This is a genomic window from Stenotrophomonas sp. GW821-FHT01H02A (assembly GCF_059422145.1).
The window spans coordinates 33,215-50,203 of sequence record NZ_JBWKWI010000010.1; the positions used below are offsets into that span (position 1 = coordinate 33,215).

24 protein-coding genes and 1 other RNA gene are annotated in these 16,989 nt (G+C 65.3%); 11 read left to right on the forward strand and 14 right to left on the reverse strand.

The window, feature by feature from the left end; all coding sequences use genetic code 11:
• The first annotated feature begins 8 nt into the window (after positions 1-8).
• The 4 genes from AC07WC_RS14970 to AC07WC_RS14985 all read left to right on the forward strand — a co-directional run bounded on the left by AC07WC_RS14970 (position 9) and on the right by AC07WC_RS14985 (position 2,671).
• The gene (locus tag AC07WC_RS14970; RefSeq protein WP_495210707.1) at positions 9-497 is read left to right on the forward strand and encodes a DUF2867 domain-containing protein; all 489 of its coding nucleotides are present in this window, start codon (positions 9-11) and stop codon (positions 495-497) included.
• A gap of 173 nt (positions 498-670) precedes the next feature.
• On the forward strand, positions 671-1,096 hold the full coding sequence (locus AC07WC_RS14975; RefSeq protein WP_495210708.1) for a hypothetical protein: 426 nt from the start codon (positions 671-673) through the stop codon (positions 1,094-1,096).
• A 493-nt stretch (positions 1,097-1,589) separates the two neighbouring features.
• Positions 1,590-1,805: a DUF4288 domain-containing protein gene (locus AC07WC_RS14980; RefSeq protein ID WP_495210709.1), complete on the forward strand. Its 216-nt coding sequence runs from the start codon at positions 1,590-1,592 to the stop codon at positions 1,803-1,805.
• Positions 1,806-2,182: 377 nt separating this feature from the next.
• On the forward strand, positions 2,183-2,671 hold the full coding sequence (locus tag AC07WC_RS14985; RefSeq protein ID WP_495210710.1) for a hypothetical protein: 489 nt from the start codon (positions 2,183-2,185) through the stop codon (positions 2,669-2,671).
• A 100-nt stretch (positions 2,672-2,771) separates the two neighbouring features.
• Here the strand turns inward: AC07WC_RS14985 and AC07WC_RS14990 are convergent, their stop codons facing one another.
• Positions 2,772-3,074 (reverse strand): hypothetical protein, encoded by a 303-nt coding sequence (locus AC07WC_RS14990; protein ID WP_495210711.1) that lies wholly within the window; start codon positions 3,072-3,074, stop codon positions 2,772-2,774.
• Between the two features lie 214 nt (positions 3,075-3,288).
• On the opposite strand from AC07WC_RS14990, the gene AC07WC_RS14995 reads away from it, so the two are divergent.
• Positions 3,289-3,651 carry a DUF4288 domain-containing protein gene (locus AC07WC_RS14995; protein WP_495210712.1) on the forward strand — a complete coding sequence of 121 codons (363 nt, stop codon included), beginning with the start codon at positions 3,289-3,291 and terminating at the stop codon, positions 3,649-3,651.
• Positions 3,652-3,767: 116 nt separating this feature from the next.
• On the opposite strand, the gene AC07WC_RS15000 is transcribed toward AC07WC_RS14995, so the two are convergent.
• Entirely contained in the window at positions 3,768-4,448 is a 681-nt protein-coding gene (locus AC07WC_RS15000; RefSeq protein WP_495210713.1) for a hypothetical protein, read from the reverse strand.
• Positions 4,449-4,532: 84 nt separating this feature from the next.
• Here AC07WC_RS15000 and AC07WC_RS15005 point away from each other — a divergent pair, with 84 nt between their 5' ends.
• Together AC07WC_RS15005 and AC07WC_RS15010 are read left to right on the forward strand one after the other, a co-directional pair.
• Positions 4,533-5,375 carry an SDR family oxidoreductase gene (locus tag AC07WC_RS15005; protein WP_495210714.1) on the forward strand — a complete coding sequence of 281 codons (843 nt, stop codon included), beginning with the start codon at positions 4,533-4,535 and terminating at the stop codon, positions 5,373-5,375.
• Positions 5,376-5,466: 91 nt separating this feature from the next.
• Positions 5,467-6,432, forward strand: coding sequence for a YiiG family protein (locus AC07WC_RS15010; RefSeq protein ID WP_495210715.1), 966 nt, complete (start codon positions 5,467-5,469; stop codon positions 6,430-6,432).
• Between the two features lie 42 nt (positions 6,433-6,474).
• Here the strand turns inward: AC07WC_RS15010 and AC07WC_RS15015 are convergent, their stop codons facing one another.
• The gene (locus AC07WC_RS15015) at positions 6,475-7,347 is read right to left on the reverse strand and encodes an ion transporter (RefSeq protein ID WP_495210716.1); all 873 of its coding nucleotides are present in this window, start codon (positions 7,345-7,347) and stop codon (positions 6,475-6,477) included.
• A 65-nt stretch (positions 7,348-7,412) separates the two neighbouring features.
• Here AC07WC_RS15015 and AC07WC_RS15020 point away from each other — a divergent pair, with 65 nt between their 5' ends.
• Positions 7,413-8,642 carry an acetylornithine transaminase gene (locus AC07WC_RS15020; RefSeq protein ID WP_495210717.1) on the forward strand — a complete coding sequence of 410 codons (1,230 nt, stop codon included), beginning with the start codon at positions 7,413-7,415 and terminating at the stop codon, positions 8,640-8,642.
• Positions 8,643-8,714: 72 nt separating this feature from the next.
• Here the strand turns inward: AC07WC_RS15020 and AC07WC_RS15025 are convergent, their stop codons facing one another.
• On the reverse strand, positions 8,715-9,326 hold the full coding sequence (locus AC07WC_RS15025) for an HAD-IA family hydrolase (protein ID WP_495210718.1): 612 nt from the start codon (positions 9,324-9,326) through the stop codon (positions 8,715-8,717).
• Between the two features lie 112 nt (positions 9,327-9,438).
• On the opposite strand from AC07WC_RS15025, the gene azu reads away from it, so the two are divergent.
• On the forward strand, positions 9,439-9,897 hold the full coding sequence (gene azu, locus AC07WC_RS15030) for an azurin (RefSeq protein WP_495210719.1): 459 nt from the start codon (positions 9,439-9,441) through the stop codon (positions 9,895-9,897).
• Between the two features lie 63 nt (positions 9,898-9,960).
• Here azu and hemL read toward each other — a convergent pair whose 3' ends face one another.
• Positions 9,961-11,250 (reverse strand): glutamate-1-semialdehyde 2,1-aminomutase, encoded by a 1,290-nt coding sequence (hemL, locus tag AC07WC_RS15035; RefSeq protein ID WP_495210720.1) that lies wholly within the window; start codon positions 11,248-11,250, stop codon positions 9,961-9,963.
• A complete protein-coding gene (gene thiE, locus AC07WC_RS15040; RefSeq protein WP_495210721.1) occupies positions 11,247-11,891 on the reverse strand; it encodes a thiamine phosphate synthase in 645 nt (214 codons plus the stop codon). The genes hemL and thiE overlap by 4 nt, the downstream gene beginning before the upstream one ends.
• A gap of 72 nt (positions 11,892-11,963) precedes the next feature.
• On the opposite strand from thiE, the gene AC07WC_RS15045 reads away from it, so the two are divergent.
• Positions 11,964-12,155 (forward strand): rubredoxin, encoded by a 192-nt coding sequence (locus tag AC07WC_RS15045; protein ID WP_495210722.1) that lies wholly within the window; start codon positions 11,964-11,966, stop codon positions 12,153-12,155.
• Positions 12,156-12,185: 30 nt separating this feature from the next.
• Here AC07WC_RS15045 and AC07WC_RS15050 read toward each other — a convergent pair whose 3' ends face one another.
• The 8 genes from AC07WC_RS15050 to AC07WC_RS15085 form a co-directional block, all read right to left on the reverse strand.
• Positions 12,186-13,031 (reverse strand): SirB1 family protein, encoded by an 846-nt coding sequence (locus AC07WC_RS15050; RefSeq protein WP_088432662.1) that lies wholly within the window; start codon positions 13,029-13,031, stop codon positions 12,186-12,188.
• A gap of 62 nt (positions 13,032-13,093) precedes the next feature.
• A complete protein-coding gene (locus AC07WC_RS15055) occupies positions 13,094-13,546 on the reverse strand; it encodes a DUF192 domain-containing protein (protein WP_088432663.1) in 453 nt (150 codons plus the stop codon).
• Positions 13,547-13,592: 46 nt separating this feature from the next.
• Positions 13,593-14,240 (reverse strand): ribose-5-phosphate isomerase RpiA, encoded by a 648-nt coding sequence (gene rpiA / locus AC07WC_RS15060; RefSeq protein ID WP_088432664.1) that lies wholly within the window; start codon positions 14,238-14,240, stop codon positions 13,593-13,595.
• Positions 14,241-14,267: 27 nt separating this feature from the next.
• Entirely contained in the window at positions 14,268-14,744 is a 477-nt protein-coding gene (locus AC07WC_RS15065) for an EVE domain-containing protein (protein ID WP_293984626.1), read from the reverse strand.
• A gap of 8 nt (positions 14,745-14,752) precedes the next feature.
• Positions 14,753-15,355 (reverse strand): 5-formyltetrahydrofolate cyclo-ligase, encoded by a 603-nt coding sequence (locus tag AC07WC_RS15070; protein WP_495210723.1) that lies wholly within the window; start codon positions 15,353-15,355, stop codon positions 14,753-14,755.
• Positions 15,356-15,434: 79 nt separating this feature from the next.
• A non-coding RNA gene (ssrS, locus tag AC07WC_RS15075) (6S RNA) lies at positions 15,435-15,619 on the reverse strand.
• Between the two features lie 132 nt (positions 15,620-15,751).
• On the reverse strand, positions 15,752-16,051 hold the full coding sequence (locus AC07WC_RS15080) for a cell division protein ZapA (RefSeq protein ID WP_088432667.1): 300 nt from the start codon (positions 16,049-16,051) through the stop codon (positions 15,752-15,754).
• A complete protein-coding gene (locus AC07WC_RS15085) occupies positions 16,048-16,269 on the reverse strand; it encodes a TIGR02449 family protein (RefSeq protein ID WP_019183857.1) in 222 nt (73 codons plus the stop codon). Before AC07WC_RS15085 ends, AC07WC_RS15080 begins: the two co-directional genes overlap by 4 nt.
• Positions 16,270-16,434: 165 nt before the next feature.
• Between AC07WC_RS15085 and AC07WC_RS15090 the strand changes: the two genes are divergently transcribed.
• Complete coding sequence (locus AC07WC_RS15090; RefSeq protein ID WP_088432668.1) at positions 16,435-16,983, forward strand: UPF0149 family protein; 549 nt, start codon at positions 16,435-16,437, stop codon at positions 16,981-16,983.
• Positions 16,984-16,989 lie beyond the last annotated feature (6 nt).

The window sequence follows — 16,989 nt, forward strand, 5'->3', positions numbered from 1 at the left end:
CGCGGGTAGTGATCGCGCCGCCAAGCGCGGCCAGCGTGCTGCGCGCGCAGTTGCCCGGTGCCGGCTTCGTGCATGCCTGCCAGGCCAGCACCCGGCGCAACGGCCGCAGCGCGCTGCAGGCCTACCGGGACATGGCGGCGACCATCCCCGGCTGGTTCGACGGCCTGATGGCGCTGCGCAACCGCGGCATGCGCCTGCTCGGCATGAAGGACCTGGGTTCGTTGCGCGCGGTGCAGGAAGCCGCAGCACCGCGACCAGGCCAATGGCTGGGCATCTTCACCCTGCAGTCGCTGGACGACGATGCCATCGTGCTGGAAGACAACGACCGCCACCTGCGTGTGCAACTGGCCCTGCAGCGGCAGGGCGACGTGCTGGAAGTGGCCACGGTCGTGCATACCCATAACACGTATGGGCGGATCTACATGCTGCCCGTGGCGGCGCAAAATCGTTCGCAGTTACGACGCACGAAACAGGCTGTCTACGCTGAGCTTCCCTGACAGGAATGGCAATCAGACCTGGACGTACACAAAGGATGGCAAGCCATCCACCGTCACAACAAGCAACGATGCCGGTGTGTTATAGGTTTTGATTTTCGAAGAATGGTTGACGATGGGGGCGGGAAATCGAGCTCATACATTTCAGCGGAACAATATTTTTTTGAGGTGCCATGATGAAGGTGAGTCGCTTGATCCTGATTTGTTTTGTTTTTTTGACATTTTTTGGGTGTGCAGCTCCACCTCGTTTTGACGTCTGCAAGTATCGCGGAAACTCAAGTTCTGAAAGAATATGCTCTGTTTCCTATATTTACGTAATGTCACACCCCGAGGTGTTTGATGGCCGGGATGTGGAGTTCATGGCTTGGGTTCGCGTTGCCAGTGGGGCTACCCTTGTTTTTCCAACGAGGGAGGCCATGGAAGATGGTGAATCCGTTTCTTCCATGGTGATTTATGGCGAGGATTTTGCCGCTAGTGTTCCTCAAAGAGATGGTGCTGGGCGAGTTCTCGTCCGGGGTAAATTTTATTTATCTGGAGGGAAGGTGGATCCTTTGGATGTCGAGCGTCTTGGCGTAATTCAGAATGCTAGGATATTGCCTTAGATATTCTCTTGAAGCTGCTTTGGCAGTGCCGGTTCCTGCCAGCAAATCGATAAGAACGACGGTGCATGTTAAAGGGGGTGTTCGGGCATCTTGCATTTGATGATGCCAAGGGCCTTGGTAGACCAGGCAAGCCCGTTACGAGGTGGCCTGGCCGATTTGGAGTAAGTCATGCCGCGAAGGGTGCTGCTGATTCTGATCGAGCCTCACTCCCGCATTTGTGCCGTGGGGTTGTGCGCGTTGATATGTATCCACCTTTTGTAGGCGTAGCGCAATGGATTGCGTTTCGGAAACTACGCATGCTGCATATAGATCTGCAATGTCTCAGGCTGTAGTGGTTACTCGAAACCGTAATGAAAGCACTCGCCCGTTGTGCGGCTTCCAGGACCATGCGGGTATCGTATGTGAGGTGCGTCATCGAAAGTTGCCTTCGCGGTGAGTCGTTCGCGGCCCCGACGCAGTAATTCCTGCGCCAGGGAAAAAATAGGGGTGATCCATGTGGTACTGCGCGCACGCCATCTTCTACTACGGAAGCGAGGGCCAAGAATCGTTCCTGTTGCATGAAAACGTCTACCTGATCCGCGCGGACAGCGACGAGCAGGCGCTGACGGAGGCAACGGCCCTGGCCGCCGGATACGAGGATCTGAGCGGCCGCCTGATGGGGGAAGACGGCAAGCATCCCTCTACCGGTTCGCCGGAATCCGCAAGCTGATATCCGTCGCAGCAGATCATGACGCCGCAGACGGCGGGTTGCCCTCGGGCGTTGAGGTCACCTACTCGGTCATGGCCGTGGACACGCTGGACCAAGTGCGGCGTCTTGCCCGCGGCGATGCCATCGGAGCTGTTCGTCGGTCGACAAAAGGAGCACGACAAGAGTCTTGGAGTTCAACACGACTACGATGTCGTTGATCGAGCATCTTCAGGCGCCAGTTTGCAGGTGGCAGAGGAGACTCAGATTCGCGCGCATGGCGGTCTGCGAAAGGAAGGGGGAGGGTTGGTCAACAAACGTCATGAAATGCGACAAACTCGCTACCAGATCGCAGGTGGTAGGCAGCCGCCTGCTCTTGGGACACGAATTAGGAGGGGCAAGTGATGCCTGTGCGTTCAAAGCAGAAATGGGACATCGGAAGCGTATTTCTACTTCCGCTTGAGGATGGTGATTCGTGTGTTGGCCAGGTGATCGGGCGTGAGGCGCACGTTCTGAATAGTGCGGTGATTGCGCTGTTTGATTTCAAGGGTGCCTGGGCCGATGGAAATATTCCTTCGCTGGGATTGGATGGCTTGTTTTCGGCACTTTTTGTAACCCGCGACCTGCTGGATTCAGGTCGTTGGAAGGTGATCGATGTTGGTGACACTGGTGGCGTGGTCGAAGCGGCTCCATATGAGACGCTGCGCAAGAGCGGATTCATCGGCGCCAAAGTTCGAGGCTCGGGTATTGTGGAAGAGTTTGTAAATGCCTTCTACGGTCTTGCGCCTTGGGATGATTGGTATGTGCCGGACTATCTTGATGCCTTTTTGATTTCGGCTAACAAGAAGCCGACTGATCGTCTTGTGTACTCGGGAAGGCACTCGATGTAGATGGCGGTGGCATCGGATACGAGATCTTTTTCGTAGCGTTGAGCATGCTCGACTCCTTCCGGCATTGATTTCAGGAGGCGCCATGGAGGTTCATGTGGAATCAACGGATGTGGCTGCGACGCTGGCGATGTACAGGTGCCTGCTCGCCGATAGTCATGACGAGGCGCGTATCGCTGACGCCATGGTGTTCTGTTGGCAGACCCTTGATCCAGGGAATGTCGCAGCCACGGATCTGCGCGCCGATCTTTTCGATGCCTGCGCTGGGCAGCTCCGCGAACTTTTGCAGTCGGTTGAAGAAACCTGCGGGCCGTGGAGTGCGACTGCCTTCTGGAAGCGCTACATCGAGTGGGCTGACTACGCGACCCTGCTCAGCATCGAAGATCAAATGGAATTCGCGCAGCATGATCCCGCTATATCGAGCCCGCGTTCTCCGTGTTCGCGTTCACCGGAGGGCAGGAGATGCGGGCAGAGGCTATGACCGTGCTCGCCAGTTGTGCGGCTTCCAGCACCATGCGGGCATCGTATGTGAGGTCCGTCATTGAAAGCCGCCTTCGCGTCGAAGCAGTTGTGGCCCGCACGCGTTGATTTCAGCACCAGGCAATTGATCGGGGTGATCCATGTGGCACTGCGCGCACGCCACCTTCTACTACGAATGCGAGGGGCAGGAATCGTTCCTGGTACATGAGAACGTCTACCTGATCCGCGCGGACAGCGACGAGCAGGCGCTGGCGGATGCAACGGCTCTGGCCTCCGAGTACGAGGATCTGAGCGGCCGCCTGATGGGGGACGACGGCAAGCCATCCCTCTACCGGTTCGCCGGAATCCGCAAGCTGATATCAGTGGAGACTGACGAGCACACTGCTGAGGGACGCCTGCACTCCGGTGTGGAAGTAACGTACTCGGTCATGGCCGTGGACACGCTGGACCAAGTGCAGCGTCTTGCCTGCGGTGATGCCCTCGACGTTATGTACCAGGAGTAGAGTCGAGCTTGCTCGACTGAGTCACCAGGAGCAGTCGAGCAAGCTCGACTCTACTGCAGGTGCCGCGTCTTGCGCACCGCCCGGGCCATGCCCGGCGGGCACGCAACGTTCCTGCACTACGGCGCCGCCGGCACCACCTGCTGGCCGATGAAATTGCGCTTGCCATCGAAGTCATAGCCGATCTGCAGCTGGCCGACATCCGGGCAGGCATGGCAGTCGCGCAGCGGCGTGCGGTACAGCAGGCGGATGCCGCCCCCATCAAGCGGTGCGGTACCGGCCGCCTGTGCGGGTGCGAACGGGGTGGCCTGCGGATGCGCGGCCAGCACCGCCTGCACGTCCGGGTCGGCACGCAGGGTGTCGTCCAGCTGCACCGCGTCGACATCGATGCGCTTGCCAGCGGCATCCACCAGGCGCGTGCCTTCGTTGGTGTTGGCGCGGAACGGGTATTCCACCGTGGCCACGCCCAGGCCATCGTGTTCATGCCAGGCCGTCACGTAGGCCAGCTCGCCGCCGGTGGACAGCTGCTCGGCAGCGGCGACGGCATCGGCGCTGGCGCCGGTGGACTTCATCGTTTCAGCCAGGCACGCGCGCGTGGCGTTGTTCTCGCCCTGGCGGCACGCGTTGAGGTCGCCATCCCAGACCACCGACTCGCTCCAGCGCAGTGAACCATCGGCCGCCTTGTTGGCGGCAGGCGCATCGCCCGTGGCGGGTTCGGTGCGGGGTTCCGGCGCACGGCCCTGGCAGGCGGTGAGCAGGGCCAGGCCCAGAGCAGGCAGCAGCAGACGGGAACGGCGCATGGCGTATACCTCGTGCGTGTGACCGGGGCGCCAGTATCGTCAACGCGCGGTGAACTCCGCGTCGGCGCGGCATACTAGCGGCTCATGGCATACGCTGGAGTGTGGAACGTGGGCAGTCTGCAGGGCAAAACCCTTTTCATCACCGGTGCCTCGCGTGGCATCGGCCTGGCCATCGCACTGCGCGCGGCGCGCGACGGCGCCAACGTGGCCATCGCCGCGAAGTCGTCGGTGCCCAACCCGAAGCTGCCCGGCACCATCCACGGCGCCGCTGAAGCGGTGACCGCCGCCGGTGGCCAGGGCCTCGCGCTGAAGTGCGACATCCGCGAAGAGGACCAGGTGCGCGCGGCGGTGGCCGCCACGGTCGATACGTTCGGTGGCATCGACATCCTCATCAACAACGCCAGCGCGATCTGGCTGCGCGGCACACTGGATACGCCGATGAAGCGCTTCGACTTGATGCAGCAGGTCAATTCGCGCGGCAGTTTCCTGTGCGCGCAGGCCTGCCTGCCGCACCTGCTGCAGGCGCCCAACCCGCACATCCTGACCCTCGCGCCGCCGCCGAGCCTGGACCCGAAGTGGTGGGGTCCGCACACCGGCTACACGCTGGCGAAGATGGGCATGAGCTTCGTCACGCTCGGCCTGGCCGCCGAGTTCGGCCCGCAGGGCGTAGCAGTCAATGCGCTGTGGCCGCGCACCATCATCGCTACCGACGCGATCAACATGATTCCCGGCGTTGATCCCGCCGGCTGCCGCACGCCGCAGATCCTGGCCGATGCCGCGCACGCGGTGCTGACCCGGGAGGCCGCTGGCTTCAGCGGTCAGTTCCTGCTTGACGACGAGGTGCTGGCGCAGGCCGGCATCACCGATCTGAGCGGCTATGCCGTCGATCCGTCGCGCCCGTTGCTGCCGGATCTTTTCCTGGATTGACGCGCGCCGGGTGCACGCCGTGTGTCTGCGATGACAAACGCTGCACAGACCCGGCTGCTATGGTGCGTGCCCCATTTGCACGGACACACGCATGTCATCCCGCACAAGGACCGCGCCGCTTGCCGCCGCCATCGCACTGATCAGCCTGCTCGGCGCCTGCAGCAAGGGGCCGGGCAGCATCGCCGACACCCAGGGCGTGGAAAAGGTGAACGCCTACATCGCCTGCTTCAACGCCGTTGAACAGCCGATCCACGAAGGTTTCCAGCAGTACATCGGCTGGATGCAGGATCCGGAGGCTGGCCCGACCGGCAGCGAGAAGCACGTGCGTGGGCCGGGGACGGTGCTCTCGCATCGCGTGGATGCGTGCAACGCGCCGATGGTGGCCGCGCTGGCGATGACGCCGGCGCAGCCCGAACTGGATCCGGCGGCGCGCGACTACCAGAAGACCTTCGTCGACCTGTATGCCTTGATCGAGCAGGCTGACCGGTACTACAGCCGCGAGGACTATCTGCGCGATGACCATGCCGGGATGCGTGCCCAGCACGCGCCGTTGATGAAGGCCTACATGGCCTTCTTCGACGCCGGCACCGCGCTCGATGCCGCATTGGAAAAGCGCGAGGACGAACGTCGCGCCGAACAGCTTGCGCAGATCGAAGCCGCCGAAGGGCGCTCGCTGGCCTACTACCAGATCAGGATCCTCGGCGATGGCAAGCAGCTGACCCAGCTGCTCAACACCGAGACCCCGGACCTGGCAGTGGCACGCACCCGGCTCGCCGCGTTCCAGGCCTTGCTGCAGCAGGCGCAGGATGACAAGGTCGGTAAGGGCGACGCGATGTGGGGGCACGTGGAGCGTGCCGCCGATGCGCTGGCCCGCGATGCCGGCCGGCGCATCGAGCGCGTGGAATCCAGCAAGCCGTATACCCGCAGCGAGCAGATGCTGATGGAGAGCGGTGGGCGGATCAACAACCCGCAGGGCTCGGCCGAAGCCTTGCTGGTCAGCTACAACGACCTGGTTGACATGAGCAACCGCATGGCGCGGTCCAGCGGCGCGCGCTGAGCGGGCGTGGGGCGGGTTGCCATGCGGCCCGCCCCATGATGATCAGACGTTGAAGACCGGTGGCAGTTTGTCGCCGCAATGGCGGCAGTGCACCGCATCCGGTTCGTGGCCTTCCAGCCCGCAGTGCGGACAGCCGCGCGCATCCCGGCGCGCGGCGTGCTCGGCATCGCGCATGGTGTTGGCCAGTTCGGCGGTGTAGATGCCGGTCGGCACCGCGATGATGCTGTAGCCGATCAGGATCAGCACCGAGGTGACGAAGCGGCCGAGCACGGTCTGCGGCACGATGTCGCCGAAGCCCACCGTGGCCATGGTCACCACCGCCCAGTACATGCTGCTGGGGATGCTGGTGAAGCCGTGATTGGGGCCTTCGATCACGTACATCATGGTGCCGGCGATGATGGTGATGGTGATCACCGTGAACAGGAACAGCAGCACCTTGCGGCGGCTGCGCCACAGCGATTCCATCAACACGCCGCTTTCTTCGATGTAACGGGTCAGCTTGAGGATCCGGAACACCCGCAGGATGCGCAGCGCGCGCACCACCAACAGGCTCTGCGCGCCGGGGATGAACAGCGACAGGTAGGTCGGCAGGATCGAGGCCAGATCGATGATGCCCCAGATGCTGAATGCGTAGCGCAGCGGGCGTTTGACCACCACCAGCCGCAGCAGGTACTCGGCGGTGAACACGATCGTGAAGCCCCATTCCAGCACGTACAGCCAGTCGGCATAGGTCGCGTGGAAGCGCTGCACGCTGTCGAACATGACCACCACCACGCTGGCGATGATCGCGTAGACCAGCAGCAGGTCGAAATTGCGCGAGGGCCGGGTGTCGTGGCGGTAGATGATGTCGAACCACTGGCGGCGCCAGCCGGACTCGGTGGCGGGGTTGAGCTGGGGGGCGGTGAACGGTCGCATGGCCCGCATTGTGCCCCACCGGCCCAAAGCGCGAGAATGGGATCTTTCCCGAGCCCCTGACTGCCATGACCGCCGCTGCCACCGATCCGCTGTTGTCCCTGTCGCATTACTACCTGCCGGTCTACAAACCGCGCCAGGTGGTGCTCGAGCGCGGCCAGGGCGCGCGCGTCTGGGACAACCAGGGCCGCGAGTTCATCGATCTGGCCGCCGGCATCGCCGTGTGCGGCCTGGGCCATAACGATCCGGACCTGAAGGCCGCGCTGATCGAGCAGGCCGACAAGCTCTGGCACACCAGCAACGTGTTCTACAGCGAACCGCCGCTGCGCCTGGCCGAGGAGCTGGTCACCGCCTCGCGCTTCGCTCAGCGGGTGTTCCTGTGCAACTCCGGCGCCGAAGCCAATGAAGTGGCGATCAAGCTGGTCCGCAAGTGGGCCTCCTCGCTGGGCCGCCCGGCGCACCAGCGCGTGATCGTGACCTTCCGCGGCAGCTTCCACGGCCGAACCCTGGCCGCGGTCACCGCGACCGCCCAGCCGAAGTACCAGGAAGGCTACGAGCCGCTGCCCGGTGGGTTCCGCTATGTCGACTTCAACGATGAGGTCCAGCTGGAAACCGCGATGGCCGCCGGCGACGTGGCCGCGGTGATGCTCGAGCCGATCCAGGGCGAGGGCGGCGTGATGCCGGCCAAGCCGGGCTTCCTGCAGCGCGTGCGCGAGCTGTGCGACCAGCACAACGCGCTGGTGGTGCTGGACGAGATCCAGGCCGGCATGGGCCGCACCGGCACCCTGTTCGCACACTGGCAGGACAACATCAAACCGGACATCGTCACCCTGGCCAAGGCGCTGGGCGGTGGCTTCCCGATCGGCGCGATGCTGGCCGGCCCGAAGGTCGCCGAGGTAATGCAGTTCGGCGCCCACGGCACCACCTTTGGTGGCAACCCGCTGGCCGCTGCCGTCGCCCGCGTGGCGCTGCGCAAGTTGTCCTCGCCGGAGATCGCGCGCAACGTCAGCCGTCAGTCGCAGGCGCTGCGCGATGGCCTGGGCAAGATCAACGATGAGTTCAAGGTGTTCAGCCAGGTCCGCGGCCGCGGCCTGATGCTGGGTGCGGTGCTGGACAAGGACTTTGCCGGCCAGGCTGGCCCCATCCTCGACCACGCCGCCGAGCACGGCCTGCTGACCCTCCAGGCCGGCCCGGACGTGCTGCGCTTCGTGCCGTCGCTGAACATCACCGATGAAGAGATCGCCGAAGGCCTGAAGCGCCTGCGCGCGGCAGTGCAATCCTTCATCGCCTCGCGGTAACCAACGGCGGTAGAGCCGACCGTTGGTCGGCTGCTGTTGTTCTGTGCGAGCGCAGCCGACCAACGGTCGGCTCTACGTCAGGGCGTACCGCTTCAACACCTTGCCGATGCTGCGACTGTCGGTGGCGGTTTCCGCCTGCAATCCCGCCTGACGCGCACCGCGCACGTTGGTGAACAGGTCATCGATGAACAGTGTGCGCCCGGCACGTGCGCCCAGCAGTGCCACCGCCTGCGTGAATACCGCCGGGTCCGGCTTGCGCCCACCCAGCGCACCGCTGCACAGGATGCGGCCGTGCAGGGCGTCTGCGAGGCTCGGCAGCAGCTGTGGAATCGTCTGCGCCATCAATGCCCCGTTGTTGGTCAGGATGCCGATCGGCAACGTCCGTGCGATCCGTTCGATGCGCTCGATCACGCCCGCGTCCGGTGCGCACGCGGCGATGCGCGCGGCCTGCCACTGCGCAACGCTGATCGGGGAATGCAGCGCTTCCCCCAGTTGCTGCAGGTAGGCATCGGTCGCCATGCCGGTGTCGTATGCGCGTTCCAGTCCACTGTCGAACAATGCCGCCTGTACCTGCGCAGCGCTGCAGCCGACGCTCGCGGCCAGATGGCGTACACGCAGGTGCCGCGCATAGCGCACCAGTACGCCGTCGAAATCCAGCAGCAGGCACTCGATCACGCGCGGCATGGGGGAGTCTCGTCCAGGTCCAAGGCTGACCGTAACCCAGCCGGTGCCTGCACTGCGACATCGCGTCGCACGTCGCCTGCACGGGCGGTCACTAGAATCGCGGGACTGCCTGATGGAGATCGCCGTGAAACTGCTTGCCCCCGTGTTGCTTGCCGGCCTGATGCTGGCCCCGGCCGCCCATGCGCGCGTCTGCGCGATCGCCATCGACAGCACCGACCAGATGAGCTTCAGCCAGAAGGAACTCCAGGTCGCGGCCGACTGCACCCAGGTGAAGCTGACCCTGCGCCACACGGGCAAGCTGGCTGCGACCACGATGGGCCACAACTGGGTGCTGACCCGTGCGGTGGATTACCAGCCGGTGGCGATGGCCGGCATGCGCGTGACCCTGGCCGACAGCTACCTGCCCAAGGGCGATGCCCGCGTGCTGGCGCATACCCCGGTGATCGGCGGCGGGCAGACCACCAGCGTCACCTTCTCCACCGCCAAGCTGACCAAGGGAGGCGACTACACGTTCTTCTGCTCGTTCCCCGGTCATTTCGCGATGATGAAAGGCCGCTTCGTCTTCGGTTGAATAACGGGGACGGAGGTAGTTATTAATTACCCCCGTCCCCTTTTTTTCACGTCCCCTTTTTTTTCAGCCTTTCACGACCTCGAAGGCTTCGCGCGCGGCGGCGATCGTCGCGTCGATGATGCTGTCGTCGTGGGCACTGGACAGGAAGCCGGCCTCGTACGCCGAGGGGGCCAGGAACACGCCGCGCTCCAGCATCGCGTGGAAGAAGGTGTTGAACGCGGTGATGTCGCAGGCGGTCGCCTGGGCGTAGGTTTCCACCTTCTGGTCGGTGAAGAACAGGCCGAACATGGCGCCGACCTGGGTGGTGGTCACTGCAACGCCGGCCTCGGCGGCGGCAGCTTCCAGACCGGCACACAGGCGCGCAGCGGCAGCACTCAGGCGATCATGGAAGCCCGGTTCCTGCACCAGTTCCAGCATCGCCAGGCCGGCCGCCATCGCCACCGGATTGCCGCTCAGCGTGCCCGCCTGGTAGATGGGACCGGCCGGAGCGATCTGCGACATCAGTTCGCGGCGACCGCCGTACGCCCCCACCGGCATGCCGCCGCCGATGATCTTGCCGAAGGTGGTCAGGTCCGGGGTAACGCCGTAATGCGCCTGCGCGCCGCCGAGGGCGACGCGGAAGCCGGTCATCACTTCGTCGAAGATCAGCACCGTACCGTACTGCGTGCACAGCTCGCGCAGGTGCTGCAGGTAGCCTTCGCGCGGCGGAATGCAGTTGGCATTGCCGACCACCGGCTCGATGATCAGGCCGGCGATGTGCTCGCCCTGTTCGGCGAACAGCGCGGTGGCCGCTTCGACATCGTTGTAGGGCAGGGTCAGGGTGAGCTCGCTCAGGCCGGCCGGCACGCCCGGCGAGGTCGGTACGCCCAAGGTCAGCATGCCGCTGCCGGCCTTGACCAGGAACGAGTCGCCGTGGCCGTGGTAGCAGCCTTCGAACTTGACGATGCGGCTGCGGCCGGTGGCACCGCGCGCCAGCCGGATCGCCGACAGCGTGGCCTCGGTGCCCGAGTTGACCATGCGCACCATTTCGCAGGACGGCACCAGCCGGGTCAGCGTTTCGGCCATGATCACTTCCGCTTCGCACGGCGCACCGAACGACAGGCCGTTGCCGATCGCCTGCTTGACCGCCTGGCGCACCGCGGTGTGGTTGTGGCCGACGATCATCGGGCCCCAGGAGCCGACGTAATCGATGTAACGGTTGCCGTCCGCGTCGTACAGGTACGCGCCATCGGCGCGCTGCACGAAGAACGGCTCGCCGCCGACCGACTTGAACGCGCGTACCGGCGAGTTGACGCCGCCCGGCAGCAGCTTCTGGGCGCGGGTGAACAGGGCGTGGGACTGGTCGTGGTTCATGCGGTCGTATCCTGGAAGCAAGCGAGGTAGGCGTGCAGCGTGGCGACCGGGTCGGGCGCGGCGTACACGCTGCTGATGACGGCGACCAGATCGGCCCCGGCAGCGATGAGCGGTGCCACATTGTCCGGGCTCAGCCCGCCGATCGCCACCCGCGGCACGCCCAGTGCGGCGCTTTGCCGCAGCAGGTCCGGCGGGGCGCGACGGGTGGTGGCCTTGCTGGTGCTGGGGAAGAAGGCCCCGAAGGCGACATAGCTGGCGCCAGCGGCGGCCGCGCGCTCGGCCAGTGCCAGCGTGTCATAGCAGGACGCGCCGATGAGGGCATCCGGGCCGAGCAGGGCGCGCGCCCTGGCGATATCGCCATCGTCCTCGCCCAGGTGCACACCAGCCGCGCCGACGGCCTGGGCCAGGGCCACGTCGTCATTGATGATCAGCGGCACCGCGTACTGCTGGCACAGGCCCTGCAGCGCAGCGGCCTGGGCGTGGCGCAGGGCGGCATCGGCGGTCTTGTTGCGGTACTGCAGCCAGGTTGCCCCGGCCGCCAGCAGCGGCTCGGTGCGCGCCAGCAATCGTGCGGTATCGGGCTCGTCGGGGGTGATGAGGTAGACGCCGCGGGGCGGCGTGGGGGCTGAAGCGTGATTCATCAATGGCTACCGGTAGCGCAACGGGAGTGGGACAATGAGCGCTGTCAGCTCTTGTCCTGCCGTGATTATCCGATGACCGACGCTACCGCCACCACCTTCCGCACCTGGATGTGCGTTGTCTGCGGCTTCCTGTACCGGGAAGAAGACGGGCTGCCGGAAGAGGGCATCGCCCCGGGCACGCGCTGGGAAGACATTCCCGAGACCTGGACATGCCCGGACTGCGGCGTGACCAAGGACGATTTCGAGATGGTCGAAGTCGCCTGAGGCACCGCCGGGCATCGCCTGGCGGCCCCTTCAATGCAGGCGCGGCACCGCGCCACCCAGCCCGACCAGCTTCTCGCGCACGAACTGCGCGTCGCTGGCCTTGGCATTGCGCTTGAGATACAGCCCCAGGTCATTGCGCGCGCCGGCCTCGTAGTCCAGCTGCAGGTAGGCCATGCCGCGATCACGCAGGGCATCGTCCTGTTCCGGGGCGAGCTTCAGCAGGCGATCGGCACTGCGCGCGGCGCGGTCCCATTCGCCACGTTCCACATACACACCGTGCAGGTTGCGCAGCATCCGCATCAGGATCGCGCGCGCCGGGGCCGGGTCCAGGATCTGCGCCAGCACGTCGTCGTCGGGCACTTCACCGCCAAGATGCGAGCGGGCGCGTTCGCGCAGTTCTTCCACACCGAGCGGGCGGCCCCCGTTGAACGGGTCCATCACCAGCACGCCGTCGTTGAGCGGCAGGCGCACCAGGAAATGCCCGGGGAAGGAGACCCCGTCCAGCGGGATGCCGAGCCGGCGCGAGACTTCCATCTGCACCAGCGCCAGCGAAATCGGGTTGCCCAGGCGGCGTTCGAAGACCTGGTTCAGATAGCTGTTGCGCGGGTCGTAGTACTCGCCGTGGTCGCCGCTGTAGCCCAGCTCGTCGAACAGGTGGCGGTTGACCGCGGCGATCTTCAGCGGCCACATGTCGATCGTGGCGATCTCGGTGCGCAGGTGGTCGGCGTGGCTCTGCAGGACCGCGTCATAGACGGCGGGGTCCAGGTCCGGGTACTCGTCCCGCGCGATCAGCAGCGCGGTCGGCAACAGCGGCAGCGCCTCGTCATCCAGCTCGGCCAGCGAATCCCACGTCGGCAATGTGATCTGCCCCTGCATGGGACAAGACTGGCGACAAACGCGCCGCGATTCAAGGGCGCAGCGCGTTTATCAGGACCCTTTTATTTACCGTCGGCGATGCCGGGCCCGAACTTCAGTTCGGTACCGTCCTTGAGCGCCATCTTTTCGGCCTGCCCGGCGTTGAGTTCCAGCACGTAACGGGCCGGGTCGCTGCTGGGGTAGGGCGGGCAACGGTCACCGGCCGAGCACGGCGGTACGTCGCGCTGCTGGCTGACCAGGCGGCGCTCGGCATCGAAGTAGAGGATGTCCAAGGGGATCTTGGTGTTCTTCATCCAGTACGCCTGCAGCTCCTCGCGTTCGTGGATGAACAGCATGCCGTGGTCGTCGGGCATCTGGTCGCGGAACATCAGCCCGCGGGCGCGGGTATCGTCGTTGGTGGCCAGTTCAACGTGGTAACGGTTGCCGTCCAGTTCCACCCAGTGACGGGCGTTGGTGCTGGCACAGCCGGCCAGGGTGAACAGCAGGAGCAGGGGCAGCAGGCGCAGCAGGGACATGGGCGTACCTCGTTGGGGCAGCCGGCGCGGGCGCCGGCCACGGGGGTCAGATCACGATCGGCGGTTCACCGCCGATGATCACCACATCGGCCGGGCGGCGTGCGAACAGGCCGACGCTGACCACGCCCGGCAGCTGGTTGAGCTCGCGCTCCAGCTTGACCGGATCGGTGATCTCCAGGTGGTGGATGTCCAGGATCACGTTGCCGTTGTCGGTGACCACGCCCTCACGCCAGGCCGGCTGGCCGCCGGTCATGTCCATGATGCGGCGGGCGACCAGGCTGCGTGCCATCGGGATCACTTCCACCGGCAGCGGGAACCTGCCCAGCACCTTGACCTGCTTGCTCGGGTCGATGATGCACACGAAGCGGTCGCTGGCCTCGGCGATGATCTTCTCGCGGGTCAGCGCGGCACCGCCGCCCTTGATCAGGTTCTTGTTGCCGTCGCATTCGTCGGCGCCGTCCACATACAGCGAGAGATTGCCGGTGTGGTTGAGCTCGAGCACCTCGATGCCGTGCTGCTTCAGGCGCGCGGTGCTCTGGTCCGAGCTGGAGACGGCGCCCTTGATGCGGTGCTGGATCCTGGCCAGGGCGTCGATGAAGTAGGCGACGGTGGAGCCGGTACCGACGCCGACGATCATGCCGTCTTCGACGTATTCGATGGCTTTTTCAGCGGCCAGGCGCTTGGCTTCGGACATGGCGGGCAACTCGTTGAGGAAAGTGGGTCAGTGCTTTTCCAGCGACAGCAGCAGCTTCCACTGCGCGGCGGTCACCGGGAGGATCGAGAGGCGGTTGCCGCGGGCGGTCAGCGGGAACCCTTCGCCCAGCGCATCGGCGTGCAGCTTGATCTCGTCCAGCGAAATGGTGTCGCGCAGTTTGCGCTCGAAAGCCACGTCCACCAGCATCCAGCGCGGTTCTTCGCGGCTCGCCTTGGGGTCGTAGTAATCCGATCCGGGATCGAACTGGGTGTCGTCCGGGTAGGCCTCGCTGGCCACCGTGGCCAGCCCGACGATGCCCGGCACCTTGGTGTTGGAGTGGTAGAACATCACCCCGTCGCCGACCTTCATGCCATCGCGCATGAAATTACGCGCCTGGTAGTTGCGGACGCCGTTCCAGGGCTCACGGCCCACGCGCTGCAGATCATCGATGGAAAAGGCGTCCGGTTCGGACTTCATCAGCCAGTAGCGCTTGCGTGCGGTCATGCGTGGATTTATCGCGGTAGGTAACGGCCATCGGCCGCTACGGGAACAAGGGTGGTCGCTTCGGTGCAGATCGCATCCACCCCGACGTCCCACGGTTGGACCGGCAGGTCATCGACCTGCTGGACCGAGAAGCCGACCCCGACCAGCCACGGTGGTGCCGGGCGCTGGTGGCGGAATGCGAAGCTGCGATCATACCAGCCGCCTCCCATGCCCAGCCGGCGGCCCTGCGCGTCGAAACCGACCAGCGGCGCCACGACCAGCGCCATCTGCTCCGGCGCGAGGGTGTCGTCCAGCGCAAGGTCGGGCTCGGGAATGCCGAAGCGGTTGGTGGTCAGGGCCTGCCCCGGGCGCCACGGCGCGAAGCGCAGCGTCTTCCCGTGCAGGACCGGCAGGCAATAGGTCACGCCGGCGGGCACCTGCATCTGCCAACGGTGCAGCGCGATCTCGCCATCCATCGCCCAGTAACCGGCGACATGGCCCTGGGTCGGGGCGAACGACAGTGCAAGCAGCGCATCGGCCAGATGGTCAGCGGCGGCCAGGCGCACGGCGGCGGGGAGATCACGGCGGCGTTGGCGCAGCTGCTGGCGCAGTGCGGAGCGCGGGTCGGTCATGCCTGGGTCCGGAGCGTGCGGGGAAGGCGGATAAAACAAGAGCGACGTTCCAAGGGAACGCCGCTCTTGCTGGAATATTGCATTCTCCGCCGTGACGATGCATGCGAAACGACCTTGAACCCGGGGTTCAAGTGGGTACGCTGGGGTTCCATCGGGCTTCCCGCTACAAGGCGGACTTGCACTCCCGGCGCCGTCGCGCACCCGTGGTCGTAATTAAGGGACAAGGCGAATGTTTGCACACGCCGTCGTTCACAGCAGAGAACGCGACGAGGATTATAGCCCTCTTGGGCGATTCGACCAGTCCGTTCGTCGGTCGAATTGCACATCAATTCAGATCGATGAAGGCCATGCGATGCACTTGTGCAATCGAGCAGGCCGTGGAACCTGTGGCGTGGATCAGCCGCCGTTGTCGAAGGCGCGGTCCAGCCGGCGGTTGAGATCGCCCAGCGTCTGCTGCAGCGCGATCGCCTGCCGGGCATGCTCATCGCGCAGCTGCTGCAGCTCGTGGGCCAGGTTCAACGCGGCCAGGACGGCGACGCGGTCGACCGCGGCCATCCGGTTGCTGCCACGGATCTCGCGCATCTTGGCGTCCAGCAGCCGGGCGGCGGCGGTCAGGCTCTCGCGTTCCTCGGCGCCCACGCCCACCGTGTATTCACGATCCAGGATGCGGACACTGACCGGTTCGGTCTGGCTCATGTGTGCTGCTCCAGGGATTTGAGGCGGGTGATCATCGCTTCGACCCGGGAGCGGGCCTGCTCGTTCTTGGCCAGCAACTGGGAGCGCTCGGCCACCAGCTGCTCCTGCTGATGGCGCAGGCTGCGGTTCTCGTCGGCCAGGCGCTGGTTGCGCTCAAGCAACGCCTCCACGCGGGCGGCGAAGGCCTGCAACTGGGCGATGGCGTCGGCGGGTTCCATGACCGGCACGATAGGCAAGGGCGGATGGGGCGGTCAAGCGAATAATCACGGGGGCTGCGGGCCGCCCGGCCGGCGAGCCGGGACCCGGCCGGGGGGAGGACCACCGCAACCCGGCGGACACGGGTGGATTGCTACACTGTGGCGCTCACAAACCGTAGCCTCAAGATGACCGAACTCCCGAGTGTCGACGACGTAAACCAGGCCAGCCAGGCCCTGGGCCTGGGCGCCAGCGCTGCTGAACTGCACGGCGGCCTGTGCGGCTGGCTGTCCGCCGGCGGTGCGCCGGTGCGTGAATGGCCGGCCCGCGTGCTGGCCGATGACAACCTGCCCACCCCGGCCGAAGGTGACGCCCTGGCGCGCCTGCTCGATGCCAGCGTGGCGCAGCTGGAAGACCGCGATTTCGCCTTCGAACTGCTGCTGAGCGATGCCAGCGACACCGCTGCACAGGCCGATGCGCTGTTCACCTGGGCACGTTCGTTCCTGGGCGGCTTCGGGCTGGGCTCGGGCCAGAACCGCCCGGCCCTGTCCGAAGAGGGCGATGAAGCCCTGACCGATCTGGCCAAGCTGGCCCAGGCCTCCAGCGAAGACTTCGAAAGCGGCAACGATGATGACGAAGACGCGCTGGCCGAGATCGAAGAGTTCATCCGCGTGGCAGTGCTGCTGCTGCACGGCGACTGCGTCATGGCGGCGCGCCATCGGCAGCGCCTGAACTGAGATGGA